Source organism: Acidimicrobiales bacterium (assembly GCA_036378675.1).
GTDB lineage: Bacteria > Actinomycetota > Acidimicrobiia > Acidimicrobiales > Palsa-688 > DASUWA01.
The window spans coordinates 19,388-32,744 of record DASUWA010000013.1 but is presented as its reverse complement, the minus strand read 5'-3'; the positions used below and the strand labels follow the sequence as shown (position 1 = coordinate 32,744).

Genomic DNA, 13,357 nt, shown 5'->3' with positions numbered 1-13,357 from the left:
GCGAGGACAGTGGACGTAGGAGGTACCGGCAAGATGAGCGGTGCGGACATCTCCGGAGGCGAAAACGTGGCCGGGACGGACGCGGACCTGGTCCGCGGGCTGATGAGCGGTGATCAGCGACTGTTCGCCGAGCTGGTCGATGCGTGGTCTCCCGCAATGCTGCGCGTCGCTCGGGTACACGTATCGAATCGGCAGGCCGCCGAGGACGTCGTCCAGGAGGCCTGGATGGCGGCCCTGCGAGGTCTGGCCGGCTTCGAGGGCAGGGCCAGACTCCGAACTTGGGTGATGGGCATCGTCTTCAACCTCGCTCGCCGCCACGGTACGCGTGATCATCGCGTCGTCCCGGACGCTTCGCTGACCATGGGACCCACGGTGGATCCCGAACGGTTCCAGGGATCGGGCGAGAAGTATCCGGGGGGATGGAGGCAGTTCCCTACACCTTGGCCGAGCCCCGAGGACCGCGCGCTGAACAACGAGATGCTCACCCAGATCTATGCGGCTCTTGCTAAGTTGCCCGAGCGCCAGCGCGCGGTAATCGAACTGCGCGACCTGCACGGCTACGACGGCCAGGAAGTAGCAGACATCCTCGACCTCAGCCCGGGGAACGAGAGGATCCTGCTGCACCGAGCCCGGGCGGGCGTCCGGCACGAGCTCGAGAATTACTTGGCCGGGAGGTTGAACTGAGATGAGCCGCTCGGTGTTCTCCGCCTGGCACATGGGCCGACTTAGTGAGTGTTTAGGCCGCGAGCGGCGGATCCTCCACCTCCCCAACCGGCCGGATCGCAATCGGACTAACTGTCGTCTGGCGCCCGCTGACATAGCTGGCTATCAACCATGACACAGCACCGACGCCTGCCCCGGCGAGCACATCGACCGACCAGTCCTCTGCTCGAGTCGTAGACCAGGTAGGTAACGACGACCAATCCGACTTCGACCGCGACCCGGCGCCGTCTTACGAACGCTGGCGTCGCAGGGTTGGATCTAGCGTCGTGGCTGGCGACGATTCCGGACCGGGACAACGATGGGCCTCAACAGCGATCATTTCGATCCGCCTCTCTGTTGAATCACGAACTTTGCAATGAAGGACGATTGCGAGCTGGCAAATGTGACTTGAAGTGCCCTTCTCCAAAGGGTCCGTTACGGCCACCCGAGGCCGCCGAGTGTTCACCTTTCCGCGTAACGAGCGCTGTTCCGACTGCACTAATAGTTGTGGTTCCTGTATCGCCATCGTCCGTGACGCGGGGAGTCTCGACGGACACGCTCGACGAAAGCGCGGGTCCTGCGAGGGATATGGATCTGGTCGCTGCTCTGAAAGGTGGGGATCTGCACCTGTTCGCCGAGCTGGTCGACTCCTGGTCACCGGCAATGCTGCGAATCGCCCGGGCACATGTGCCCGATCACCACGCGGCGGAGGACGTGATTCAGGAAGCATGGATCGCGGCTCTTCGGGGTCTTGACCGCTTCGAGGGTCGCTCAAGCCTGAGGAGCTGGGTCGGTGGGATCGTCGTGAACATCGCACGCCGGCAAGGGATCCGGCAGAGTCGGTTGTTACCAGTACCGATGGCGGAGTCGGGTCCGACGGTCGATCCGGTCCGGTTCCAGCAGGCAGGGGAACGAGAGCCCGGAGGTTGGAGACGCTTCCCTTCGCCGTGGCGGTCCCCCGAGGACGCCGCCATCGACGCTGAAGTCCGAGCGGTCATACAGGCGGCAGTCACTCGACTTCCAGAGCGCCAACGAATCGTCGTGGAGTTGCACGACCTCCAGGGGTATGACGGGCAGGAGGTTGCCGACACGCTTTCGATAAGTCTCGGGAATCAGCGCGTTTTGCTGCACCGGGCGCGAGCGTTCGTTCGGCGGGAGCTTGAGGCATACTTCGCAGGGAGAGAATCATGAGCATGACATGCGAGCAATTCGTCGAACTAGTCACCGAGTACCTGGAGGACGCTATGGACGCGGACACCAGGCAGCGGTTCGAGGAGCACCTCGCTCTATGCCCGGGTTGTGTGATCTACGTGGACCAGATCAGGGAGATCGTGAGACAGGCCGGTCAGCTGCAACCAGAGGACCTCTCCGCTCAGGCCCGAGACCAGCTGCTCAGGGTCTTCGATGATTGGAGACCGAAATGAGGTTCCGGCCCGTCAGGTAGCGACGTTCCGGTCAGACCGCGACGGGCTCGCGCCCGACCAGCCTCAGAGCTTGCTCCCTCGCCCGACCGAGGCGATCAAGAGCGTCACACATGCCCACGGCGTTCCGGTCGCTGATGGCCGAGGTGAGCGCGTCGGTCGCCCTGAGGAAGTCACCGAGGATGGACACCACATCATCGATCACTGCTTCGTTGGGGTCGAGCACGCTCATGCGGCCTCCTGCCGATCGAGAACAGTCAGCATCACGGTCACCTGCTGGCCCTCGATGCCCCTCAAGAACGGTAGCGAGATCACGCATATCAGTACCCCGGTGCCGCCGGAATGTTACGGCCTATCAGAAGATTCGTATAGGACGACACCGAGTTCCTGGAGCCGTCCAGCGACGCTCAAATTCGGACGATCACAGACTTCTTGAGACGATTGTCCGCCGGGATTGACGCCGCTACGGACGGGTGACGAGCTGCGTGCGTAACGTGCCTCGGCTGTCGGGCACCTAGTTACCGTGACCTACCAACGGCGAACGGCGATTCACATTGTGCCGATCAGGCTCGACTGGGCCCAAGCACTAGCGGAGGGTGACGCCACCTTCACGGCGCGATTCGAGATTCCGGTCGAGCCCGGATGGACCGGATTCCCGGACGCGCTGCCGATCCTGCTTGAAGCCGCCCAGAAAGGCGTTGATCCCGAGTGGGGCCCTCGGCTGTTCTTCGATTCAGACGGCGCGCTCGTTGGGAACGGCGGGTGGAAGGGTCCGCCCGCCGGCGGGGTGGCCGAGCTCGGGTACGCGGTGGCACCGTCACGACAGGGGCGAGGCATCGCCACGGCGGTGGTTCACCAACTTGTCGATCAAGCCCGTGAGGCCAAGCTTGCGGTGATCCGTGCCCACACGCTCGCCGCGGAGAACGCTTCCACCAAGGTTCTAACCCGGTGCGGATTTAGCAAGACGGCAACGCTAAGTGATCCAGACGAAGGACCGATATGGCGGTGGGAACTCGAACTTCAGCCCATCATCAGGGTGGCGGACCCCGCCGAGTGGGACCGTCTCCGGGAGATCGAGGACGCCGCAGACGGGATGTTCGCCGAGGTGGGAATCTGGCCGTTCAACATCGTCGAAGAGGATGACCATCTCGAGCAGGCCGCGGTGGTCCTGGTTTACGGCACACCGGCGAGGGGCTTCGCCTGCGTTGACATCGTCGACGACGTCGCCCACCTCTGGCAGCTCTCGGTTCACCCTTCGTCGGGCCGGCAGGGCATCGGCCGCGCGCTTGTAGGCGCGGTCTGCGAATGGGCGTCGTCGAACGGTTACCCCGCGGTCACGCTTACGACGTTCCGCGACGTTCCTTGGAACGGCCCGTTCTACAGCCGAATGGGGTTCCGGACCCTGGACGAACTCCCGCCTGGCTTGAAGGCGATCCGCCAGCACGAGCGCGATCTCGGCGACGACGACTTCGGTCCCCGCATCGCGATGCGCAAAGAGCTCGTCTGAATTTGGGCTATCCCGGGCCATCGGCCCCGGCGGCGATCTCTGCGGCGGTCACAAAGATCGGATCTCCGGTGGCATCGAGGGCCCGAAAAGCGGCTTCGGTCAGCTTGACCGCGTGCACGTCTCCGGTATCGGCCGCCCTGGCGGCGAGGGTGGCCCTGTCGACACCTCTGGCCTCCCGGGTGACCGTTGGCACCGCGTCGCCGAACAGCGACAGATGGGCGACCTCGAGGTGGTCCAGGCTGGCGCGAGCGGCGGCAACTGGGACGTGTGGTGCCAGCAGATGAACTGCCATCGCGCCAGTCACGCCGTGGAGGGTGAATATGTCGGGCCGTGAGACGAAGCGGCGTGCCGCGCCTGTCGCGATGCGTGCTAGTTGGCGCTGAACGTCTTCGCCGGTGATCTCTTGGGTTGGGCGGGCGCCGTGTCCGGGAACGCCCGGAGACGAAGCACTGGGCCGGGGTTCGAATCTCGCCGCCCAGTATCCAAGCGAGAAGGCCAGTTCTCGCCGGCGGGGCTCGGTCTCAACGGTATCGATCGAGCGGGTGGCGTGGGCCGTGCGAATCATCGCGTGGAAGAGCTTGGTGCTCATGGAGGGCATCAGTCGTGGTACCCAAACGGCCACTGTGTCCCGCCAGCCGGACTCTCTGATGGAGCGATCGAAGTGACCGACCCACTCTTCGAGCATGGCGAAATTTCCGAGCGATTGCCCCCAATCGGTGATGCGACCGCTGCCCACAGCGCGGTTGGTACCCGCCCTGTGGGGCTGGGCGCTGCGATCCGCCCATGCCACCACTTCAGTATCGAGCCCCATGACGGACAACGCTTCGCAGGCCATGGGACCGTGGTTGACGAAGCCCCGCTCGTTCTCCAGCCAAGCGCTGCTGAGGCGTTCGTAGGCTTCGTCGAGAACAGTCATGCTCTATCCGGCCTTGGCGCTAACGATCTGGCGTGCCTGGGCCGGCGGAAGCTGTCCTGCAGCTCGGGCGTCAGCGAGAAGGCGTCCCCACCACTCCAGGTCATCGAGAGTTATCGCGATGCTGCGTTCGGTCGCTGGGTTGGTCGGCTGGCCTTCAACGTCGAATACGTTGTGCACCTGCGGGAGCAGGACCGTGTTGCGAAGAGGAACCATCTCGGCCTCGATCGCGACGTGCGCGAGGTGCTCGACTGCGCGTACCCCGGCGGCGATGCCGCCACTGTAGCCGACGAAGGCAGCGGGCTTGTTACGGAAGGCGAAGCTGACGAAGACGTTGTCGATTGCGTTCTTCAAGACCCCGGGAATGCTGTGGTTGTACTCGGCGGTGATGAAGACGAAGGCGTCGGCTTCCTTCTGCTTCTTGTTCCATTCCTTCACGATCGGATCAGAGTACGTCGGGTCGGCGAAGTCTCCGATCGTCTCGGGGCCCTCCGCGAATAGGGGAAGGGGCCAGTCACGGAGGTCGAGTACCTCGGCGTCAAAGCCTCCGTGTCCTGAGGCCCGGTCGGCCACCCACCTGGCGACCGGGTCGGCGGCTCTGCCGGGTCTCACCGTTCCGATGATGACGTTGAGCTTCAGTCGTTCCATCTTGGTTCAGTCCTTCTGTTCCTGGTGGTTGGGTTGGGTTCTTAGAGGTCCGTGAGCTCGACGTACTCGAAGGTGACGAGGTCGTGCTCGACGAAAGGAAGGTCCTTCAGGTGGTCCGCTGCCTGTTCGGCGTTGGCGTCGTTGACGATGATGATCGGCCCGGTGTGATCGGCCTTCAGAAACACGTCCCGGATTACTCCCTGGTTGCGGAGCTGCTCAACGGTTTTCCCTTCCGCCGGGATATGAGGCGCTATTTCCTTGCCGGTGAGACGTCCGATCACGAGTGTCTTCATTTTTCTGTCTATTCCTTTCTGGTCGATTGGGGGTGAGTTGAAGTTGCGGTCGCCACGTGATTGCAGCCAGGACCCCACCGGCTGCTACTAGCGCGGAAGCGATGAGGATGGCCCGGTCGAAACCCCCGGTCAGGGCTGCGAGATGCCGGGTATGCACGGAGAGCAACGTCGCGGTGCGGCTTGTCGCGATGTCGGTTAGCACTGCCAGGCCGACAGCCGTTCCCACCCGTTGCATGGTGTTGACCAGCCCTGCTGCCACTCCGGCGTTCTGTGACGGGACGCCTCTGGTGGCGGCCGTGATCACCGAAACCAGACTGACCCCCGCTCCGACTGAGACGATCAGCAGCCCGGGGAGGATGTCCGTCAGATACCGGCCATTCGCCGGAATCTTGCTTAGCCAGAAGAGGCCGCCGGTGAAGATCAGCGGCCCCGCCGCCAGCGTCGGCCTTGGCCCGTACCGTGCGATGACCTTCGAAGCGTTCCTGGTGACCCCGATGACGCCCACTGTGAGGGGGAGGAAGGCAAGGCCTGTCCTCAGGGCCGAGTAGCCGAGCACCTGCTGCATGTAAAGCGTGAGGAAGAAGAAGAGCGGCGTCATACCGCAGAACACCAGAACGGCGACCGTATTGGCGACGGCCACTCCATTCAGCCGGAACGTCCCAAGGGGGAGCAGAGGGCGGCGCGAGCGAGCCTCGTTGGCGACGAACAACGCGAGGAGCACCGACGCCCCAAGGAGCTCGGAGATGGTCCGACCCGATCCCCAACCCACGGACGGGGCCTGGGTCAGCGCATACACGAGCAGCAGAAGGGCCCCGGTTACAAAGAAGGCCCCCGGAAGATCGAAGTCCGCTGCATTGGCTCCGCGGTTGTCATTCGGGATCAGGCGGGAGGCGGCGAACACAATCGCCAATCCGAACGGGACGTTGACGAACAGCACCGCGCGCCATCCCAGGCCGCTGGTAAGGATCCCGCCGAAGAGCACCCCTGCAGCGCCACCTGCTCCGCCCATGGCCCCGTAGATCCCGATTGCCCGAGCACGTTGGGGGCCCTGGAAGGTGGTGTTGAGCAATGACAGCGCGGACGGGGACATGAGGGCCCCGCCCATGCCCTGCACGACGCGTGCAGCGACCAGCATGCTCGAGTTGGACGAGAGCCCACCCACCATCGAGGCGAGCAGGAAAATCGAAACGCCAGTGAAGAAGGTCCGCCGGCGTCCGAGCAGATCGGCCGATCTTCCACCCAGCAGGAGAAAACCGGCGAAGGTCAGCGCATAGCCCGAGGCGACCCACTGCAGGTTCTGTTGCGAGAAGTGCAACGACCGTTGGATCGACGGTAACGCGACGTTCACGATCGTCGAGTCGAGGACCACCAGGAATTGCGCGCCGCACAGCAGGAGGAGGATCAGCCCACCCCTTTGCTGCCTCGGGGATGCGCCTACGTGCCCTGCCTCAATCGTCGCCATGGTTTGCTCCTTTGGAGGCGTCGGTTGAGTCCATCGGGCGGGAGAAGACGTTCACCAGGAGGCCTTCCGGGGCCCGGAAGGTCATCGAACGGTTCCCCCACGGCTGGGTGGTGGGGACCTGAACCCAGTCGACCTCCAGCGCGTCGAGGCGGGCGAACTCGGCATCGACGTCATCGACTTCGAAGTCGAGGATCACCTGCGGAACGGCGGTAACTCCGCACTCGGTGAAGCGCGCCTTGGAAAAGCCGAGGGTTGCGTCTCCGGCCGGCACCTCGACGTAGTACTCGTTCAGGCACACACGCACCCCGAGCACGGAGGCATAAAACGATGCAGCGCCCTCCACGTCGTCGGTGACTATCCGTGCTTGCGCCAATCTCATGGTGAGCTGCCCGACCCCCCCATCATCTCGAGTGTCACTCATCGTTGGGCCACCTCCTAATGCGACGAGAATGGTGTCGATCCGGCATCGATCCGGTATCGGATTCGGGATGAAGGACGCTCGCCCATGAGAAAACGTGACACCGCGGCCCTGTCACTTTCCGAGCCTCAACCTCGTCCTAGTTCGGCACAGGAAGGTAGGTTCCGATCAAATGTCCGACCCGTCAGCCAATTCCGAATTCTCGGCCGCTTGGACAGATCACCGAGCGCACATCGTCGACGTGGCTTTCAGGATGCTCGGCGACATCGGAGCCGCCGAGGATGTAGTTCAGGAAGCCTTCTCGAGGCTGGCAAAAACCAAGCCCGGGGAAGTGTTGGATGCTCGAGGTTGGTTAACGGTCGTGACCAGCCGCCTGTGCCTCGACCGGATCAGGTCCGCGCGGACTAAGCGCGAACTCGTCTACGACTTCACCGGACGGGAGCCCGCTGCTCCCCTGACCCGGCCGGAGTTGGATCCAGCCGATCGGGTAACACTCGACGACAGCGTCCGGCTGGCGCTCTTGGTGATGATGCAGCGATTGAGTCCATCGGAGCGCGTCGTGTTGGTGCTCCACGACGTCTTCCAGATGCGCTTCGAGGACATCGCCAACACGGTTGGGCGCCCGGTAGCGACCTGCCGTCAACTCGCCCGCAGGGCCCGCCAGCGAATCGAATCCGAGAGCACCGGACGACGTTTCGACATCACCGCCGAGGAGCACCGGGAGGTGACCGAGCGGTTCATCGAGGCATGTGCCAGGGGTGACATCGCGTCCCTGGTAGGAGTTCTCGCGCCGGATGCCTCCGGCGAGGTCGACCTAGGAGTCGGAGTCGCGACGCCCGGGGTTACCCACGGACCCGAACAGGTCGCCTTGAACCTGGTCAAGTACTGGGCGAGTGCCACGCTGGTGTCACTACCCAGCGCCGCGGGTCCCGCCGTGCTTGGTTTCCGGAACCGCCGACTCGCAGGCGTGCTAATCCTCACGCTTTCACCGGATAACAAGCGCGTCGACAAGGTGCATGTCATCGCCGACCCAGCCAGGCTGGCGTTCCTGCGCGGAGCCCTCGAGGTAGCGTCTTCCGCAGCAGACATACCCGAGCCGTAAGCAATCTTGTAACGCTGGATTTCGCCTCAGCGAGCGAAGAGCGATTTCGCGTCGGCGATCAACTCCGGCGGCACAGGATCGAACTGCTTCACGGGATCGCCACTCTGATCGTCATCATCTCGAAGCTGATCCGATTCGGGCAATTCCTCCGCCAAACTCATTCGATCCTCCAACTAGAAAATCACCCTAAGCAGCTGGGCGTTGGAACCATGCTGACATGAGCGGCATTGTCCTTCCATAGCGCGAATGGGTGGTCTTGCGGGATTGGATCACTAGACCCATATGTCGAGGCCGCCGCAACATCACTATGCCCAAATGGTCTCAGATCGTCCCGTTTTCTCTCAGCCACCACTGTCATTTGACGAGTTGATCATTTACAATCCGGCTCGCTCGCTCGTTGCATACAAACGAGTGCTACGGGCGGCAGATGCAAACAGCTGGCGGCCAGGGGGCACTTGGGAAGCCAGTCGCTCAGGGGGTGGGGAGTGAAGGTCAATAAGACCGCTTTGATCATTACGGTGGGCGCCTGCGTCGTATTCGCGCTGCTCGCGGTCTTCGCATTGGAGCTATCGAGCAATCAGGCCAGGTCGCGGCACAACGTCGAGGTTCAGATCCGCGACCGTGCCACCCTGTCCGCCGCGCTGATCGACAGTCTCTTCCAGTCGGTTCAGCAGCAGATACCGCAGGACTCCCAAACCTACGGGGGGCGGGTCGTGACTGCAGCTCAGATGCAATCCTCGCTTACCCAGGGAGACGTTTACTCCGCGCTGCTCGATTCGAACGGGCAGTTGCTGGCCGCGTCGTCAGGCTTTACGCCTCAAGCCCGAGCGGAGCTGAGCAACTCGGCGGCGCTGGCCCTGCTCCGGACGGGTCATCCCTACGGGCTCGGCAACTTCAACGACTACGGGCAAACCGGGGCGATCGACTTCGCAGTCTCCTTTCCCACCAACTTCGGAACCAGGACTCTCGTAACCGGGTTCACTCCAAAGGCGTTGAGCCAGTTCATCGAGGGTGAGCTGGCGCACGTCCCGGGGGTGAAGGGGTCCCTGAACTATTTGGTTGACGGGAACAACGTCGTGCTCGCGTCGACGAATCCCAAGGTCGCGGTCGGGCAGCGTTTGGCGGTACCCGGGGCGGCAGAGGCCTTTGCCCACCCGACCGCCGACACTCACGACACGTATTTCCAGCAGCAGAAGCTCACCAACTCGACGTGGCGGGTCGTACTTACCTCACCAGACGGCGCGCTGTTCGCGAGCGTGAGCGGCTGGCGGCAGGAAGTTCCGTGGATCCTCTTCGTGGCATTCGCAGTGGTTTCGCTCTTCGCACTTCTGTTGGGTTGGCGAGCTTTGCGTTCCGCCGAGCAGCTCAGCGACGCCAACGAGCAGCTCGGCGTGGTCAACCAGGAGCTTGTGGATCTCAATGGGACCTTGGAACGCAGGGCAGCGGAGCTGGCACGGTCCAACGAGGAGCTGGACCAGTTCGCCTCCATCGCGTCCCATGACCTCCAGGAACCTCTCCGGAAGGTGCGCACCTTCACCGAGCAGCTCACCGTCATGGAGACCGAACGCCTGTCCCCGAAGGGACGGGACTACCTCGCAAGGACCAACGCGGCAGCCGAACGGATGCAGAGGCTGATCGAGGACCTTCTCCGGTTCTCCCGGGTGTCGACTCAGGGCCGCCCGTTCGAGGACGTCGATCTGTCGGCAGTCATGGACGCGGTGATTTCGGACCTCGAGACCCAGATAACCGATCTGGGAGCCGCGGTGCACGCCGGCCCCTTGCCGACGATTAGAGCTGATTCTCTTCAGATGCACCAGCTGCTGCTCAACCTTGTTGGAAATGCGCTGAAGTTCCACCGCTTCGGCGTCAGGCCCGACGTCACCGTCGAAGGGACGATCGAACGGGGCATGTTGCACCTGACGGTGCGCGACAACGGCATCGGCTTCGAACCTCAATACGCCCAGCGGATCTTCCGGGTCTTCGAGCGGCTCCACGGCAGGAGCGAATACCCCGGAACCGGTATCGGGCTTTCGCTATGCCGCAAGATCGCAGACCGGCACGGCGGGACCATCTCGGCCGAAGGGGTAACCGGAGTCGGGTCCACCTTCACGGTCGAGTTCCCCGCGAGGGGCGCCGGCCCGCTGCAAAACCACTCAGCCCCATCCGATCCAGAAGCGGGCCCCGAGTCTGTAGAGGAGCTCGCCAATGCCTGAGAACGGCCACCGCCCGGTAACCATCTTGATGGCCGACGACGACGAGGAAGACCGCGAGATGACACGCGAGGCCCTCCAGAACTCCCATCTGGCCAATGAGATGAGGTTCGTGGTCGACGGGCAGGACTTGATGGATTACCTCCGGCGGCAAGGTGAGTACGCCCATCCGGGCGCTGACGCCCCGCGACCAGGCGTGATCCTCCTGGACCTGAACATGCCCAAGAAAGACGGCCGCGAAGCCCTTGCCGAGATCAAGGGGGACGACAACCTCAGGTGCATCCCGGTCATTGTCCTCACGACCTCGAAGGACGAGGAGGACATCTTCCGGACGTACGACCTCGGCGTCAACTCGTTCATAACCAAGCCGGTCACCTTCGGCGGGCTCGTCGAGGTCATGCGAACGTGGCAGCGATACTGGTTCGAGCTGGTAGAGCTGCCCGAGGCTCCGAAGCGTTGATGCCGTCCAGGCAAGAGCGGATCAGGGTCCTCCTTGTCGAGGACGACGAGGACGATTACACGATCACGAAGGACATGCTCGCGGGGCAGGACCGCGCTCGGTTCGAGGTCGAATGGTGCTCGGACTTCGAGGATGCCTTGGCCACGATCGGCGAGGAACGACACGATGTCTACCTCGTCGATTACCGCTTGGGGAGCCACACCGGGCTTGAACTGGTTCGCGAAGCGTTCGCGTTTCGCTCGCGTGCCCCCGTTCTGATCCTGACCGGGCAGAGTGATTTTGAGATCGACCTCGAGGCGAGCGCGCTCGGAGCGACGGACTTCCTGCTGAAGCAGGAGCTCAACCCGTATGCGCTCGAGAGATCGATCCGCTACGCCATCCGTCACCAACAGGCCTTGAGCGACCTTGCCGTGAGTGAGGAGCGCTACGCCCTGGCCGCCTGCGCGGTCAACGATGGGATCTGGGATTGGGATCTCCTCTCCGACCGGGTGTACTACTCGCCAAGGTGGGGCGTGTTGCTGGGGCTGTCCGAGACGGCGCGCGAAGAAGACTCGTCCGCTTGGTTCGACCGGGTGCACGTAGACGACCTGCGGGGATTGCAGGTAGCCATCGAGGCACACTTGAGCGACCGCACATCGCTGCTGCAGTCGAAGCATCGAATTCTCCACCAAGATGGATCGTTCCGCTGGATGCTCGCCCGTGGAATGGCGGTGAGGGACTCCGCCGGCAAGCCGGTCCGGATGGCCGGCTCCCTCTCCGACATAACGGTTGCAAGGCTGACCGAGCACCGTCTCCAGTACGACGCGCTGCACGACTCGCTGACGGGCCTCCCAAACCGGGCGCTGTTCATGGACCGGCTCGAGCGGGCCATAGAGCGCGGTAAAAGGGACAAGGACAAGGGCTGCGCGCTTCTGTTTCTCGACGTTGATCGCTTCAAGCTTGTCAACGACACGTTCAGCCACAGCGTCGGGGATGAGCTGCTCATTGCAATCGCCCACCGCATTGGGCGGGAACTCCGCCCCGGCGACACGGTCGCTCGTCTCGGAGGTGACGAGTTCACCGTGCTCCTCGATGATCTTCCAGCCGCCGCTCCGGAGACGCCGGCCGTCGAGGTCGTCGACAGGTTGCACAAAGCCTTGGAGCACCCGTTCGAGATCGACGGTCGCCGGCTCTTCGTGACGTGCAGCACCGGGATCGCCTTGCCGGCAAACGGCACGACCGCATCCGAAGCATTGCGCAACGCCGATATCGCCATGTACGAGGCCAAACACGGCGGTCGGGCCCGCCACGCCGTGTTCGACGGAGGTATGCACCGCCGGATCGCCGACCGCCTGACCCATCACAACGCTCTGCGCGAAGCTGTCGAGCGATCACTCATTGGGGTGCACTACCAGCCCGTGGTCGAACTCGACACCGGCCGGATCCACGGCTTCGAGGCCCTCGCTCGTTGGCCAGAAGGGTGGGATTCGCTTGATCCGAGCCAGTTCATTCCACTGGCCGAGGAAACCGGCCTGATCACATTGCTCGGCCGACATGTGCTCCGTGTTGCACTCACCACTCTGGCGTCGTGGCGGCAGGCAGGGTTGGTCGCGGACGACGTGCGGATGAGCGTGAACGTCTCCGGGGCCCAACTGGACGAGCCGAACTTCCCCGACGAAATCCTCGAGGCGATTTCATCCGCCGGGCTGCCGGGAGGGGTCGTGCGCCTCGAGATCACCGAGGGAAGCCTCATGCGCGAGCCCGACCGGATGTCCAGGGTCGCGTCAGAGGTGTGCGCCACCGGTGTTGGCCTCGAACTGGACGACTTCGGGACGGGCTACTCGTCGCTGGCCGCGCTCCACCGCTTTCCCGTCAACGCGCTCAAGATCGACCAGGGCTTCGTCGCCGGCCTGGGTGCACTCGGCGGCAGCGAGGCCATCATCCGATCGACCGTCGCACTCGGGCACAGCTTGGGACTGGACGTCATTGCAGAAGGCATAGAGACGGAGAACCAGCTCCGAATCTTGCGCGAACTGGGCTGCACCCTCGGGCAGGGATTCCTGTTCTTCAGACCCGCTCCTGTGAAGCAAGTCGAGGACATCCTGCGAAGCCAGTTGCCGAACAAGTGGAAGGGACTGAGGAGTCGCGGCGGCCGGTCGATTTCGTGGCCCGAAGGGCCCGGCACGCCGGTCGACACGGCGACCGCCGTACCTTCCCGTTAACGAGGGGCCGGGCCGGCAGT

15 protein-coding genes are annotated in these 13,357 nt (G+C 63.6%); 8 read left to right on the top strand and 7 right to left on the bottom strand.

Features of this window, described 5'->3' with window-relative positions:
• Positions 1–33: 33 nt before the first annotated feature.
• The 3 genes from VFZ97_04700 (at position 34) to VFZ97_04690 (ending at position 2,126) form a co-directional block, all read left to right on the top strand.
• Complete coding sequence (locus VFZ97_04700) at positions 34–684, top strand: RNA polymerase sigma factor (GenBank protein ID HEX6392715.1); 651 nt, start codon at positions 34–36, stop codon at positions 682–684.
• Positions 685–1,233: 549 nt separating this feature from the next.
• Positions 1,234–1,893, top strand: coding sequence for a sigma-70 family RNA polymerase sigma factor (locus VFZ97_04695; protein ID HEX6392714.1), 660 nt, complete (start codon positions 1,234–1,236; stop codon positions 1,891–1,893).
• Positions 1,890–2,126 carry an anti-sigma factor gene (locus VFZ97_04690; protein HEX6392713.1) on the top strand — a complete coding sequence of 79 codons (237 nt, stop codon included), beginning with the start codon at positions 1,890–1,892 and terminating at the stop codon, positions 2,124–2,126. The genes VFZ97_04695 and VFZ97_04690 overlap by 4 nt, the downstream gene beginning before the upstream one ends.
• Before the next feature lie 31 nt (positions 2,127–2,157).
• On the opposite strand, the gene VFZ97_04685 is transcribed toward VFZ97_04690, so the two are convergent.
• Positions 2,158–2,355, bottom strand: coding sequence for a hypothetical protein (locus VFZ97_04685; protein HEX6392712.1), 198 nt, complete (start codon positions 2,353–2,355; stop codon positions 2,158–2,160).
• Between the two features lie 324 nt (positions 2,356–2,679).
• Between VFZ97_04685 and VFZ97_04680 the strand changes: the two genes are divergently transcribed.
• Positions 2,680–3,630, top strand: coding sequence for a GNAT family N-acetyltransferase (locus VFZ97_04680; protein ID HEX6392711.1), 951 nt, complete (start codon positions 2,680–2,682; stop codon positions 3,628–3,630).
• Between the two features lie 7 nt (positions 3,631–3,637).
• On the opposite strand, the gene VFZ97_04675 is transcribed toward VFZ97_04680, so the two are convergent.
• Genes VFZ97_04675 through VFZ97_04655 form a run of 5 tightly spaced genes read right to left on the bottom strand, consistent with a single transcriptional unit; the run spans position 3,638 to position 7,367 of the window.
• Positions 3,638–4,546 carry a hypothetical protein gene (locus VFZ97_04675; protein ID HEX6392710.1) on the bottom strand — a complete coding sequence of 303 codons (909 nt, stop codon included), beginning with the start codon at positions 4,544–4,546 and terminating at the stop codon, positions 3,638–3,640.
• 3 nt (positions 4,547–4,549) lie between these two features.
• On the bottom strand, positions 4,550–5,191 hold the full coding sequence (locus tag VFZ97_04670; protein ID HEX6392709.1) for an NAD(P)H-dependent oxidoreductase: 642 nt from the start codon (positions 5,189–5,191) through the stop codon (positions 4,550–4,552).
• Positions 5,192–5,232: 41 nt separating this feature from the next.
• A complete protein-coding gene (locus VFZ97_04665) occupies positions 5,233–5,376 on the bottom strand; it encodes a hypothetical protein (protein ID HEX6392708.1) in 144 nt (47 codons plus the stop codon).
• A 31-nt stretch (positions 5,377–5,407) separates the two neighbouring features.
• Positions 5,408–6,946, bottom strand: coding sequence for an MFS transporter (locus tag VFZ97_04660; protein HEX6392707.1), 1,539 nt, complete (start codon positions 6,944–6,946; stop codon positions 5,408–5,410).
• Entirely contained in the window at positions 6,933–7,367 is a 435-nt protein-coding gene (locus VFZ97_04655) for a VOC family protein (GenBank protein HEX6392706.1), read from the bottom strand. Before VFZ97_04655 ends, VFZ97_04660 begins: the two co-directional genes overlap by 14 nt.
• A gap of 169 nt (positions 7,368–7,536) precedes the next feature.
• Here VFZ97_04655 and sigI point away from each other — a divergent pair, with 169 nt between their 5' ends.
• Positions 7,537–8,466 carry an RNA polymerase sigma factor SigI gene (gene sigI, locus VFZ97_04650; protein ID HEX6392705.1) on the top strand — a complete coding sequence of 310 codons (930 nt, stop codon included), beginning with the start codon at positions 7,537–7,539 and terminating at the stop codon, positions 8,464–8,466.
• A gap of 26 nt (positions 8,467–8,492) precedes the next feature.
• Here the strand turns inward: sigI and VFZ97_04645 are convergent, their stop codons facing one another.
• Complete coding sequence (locus VFZ97_04645) at positions 8,493–8,627, bottom strand: hypothetical protein (GenBank protein ID HEX6392704.1); 135 nt, start codon at positions 8,625–8,627, stop codon at positions 8,493–8,495.
• A 324-nt stretch (positions 8,628–8,951) separates the two neighbouring features.
• On the opposite strand from VFZ97_04645, the gene VFZ97_04640 reads away from it, so the two are divergent.
• The 3 genes from VFZ97_04640 to VFZ97_04630 are packed head-to-tail and all read left to right on the top strand — an operon-like array spanning position 8,952 to position 13,337.
• Positions 8,952–10,679 (top strand): ATP-binding protein, encoded by a 1,728-nt coding sequence (locus tag VFZ97_04640; GenBank protein HEX6392703.1) that lies wholly within the window; start codon positions 8,952–8,954, stop codon positions 10,677–10,679.
• Entirely contained in the window at positions 10,672–11,136 is a 465-nt protein-coding gene (locus VFZ97_04635; protein HEX6392702.1) for a response regulator, read from the top strand. The genes VFZ97_04640 and VFZ97_04635 overlap by 8 nt, the downstream gene beginning before the upstream one ends.
• Positions 11,136–13,337, top strand: coding sequence for an EAL domain-containing protein (locus VFZ97_04630; protein HEX6392701.1), 2,202 nt, complete (start codon positions 11,136–11,138; stop codon positions 13,335–13,337). The genes VFZ97_04635 and VFZ97_04630 overlap by 1 nt, the downstream gene beginning before the upstream one ends.
• Positions 13,338–13,357 lie beyond the last annotated feature (20 nt).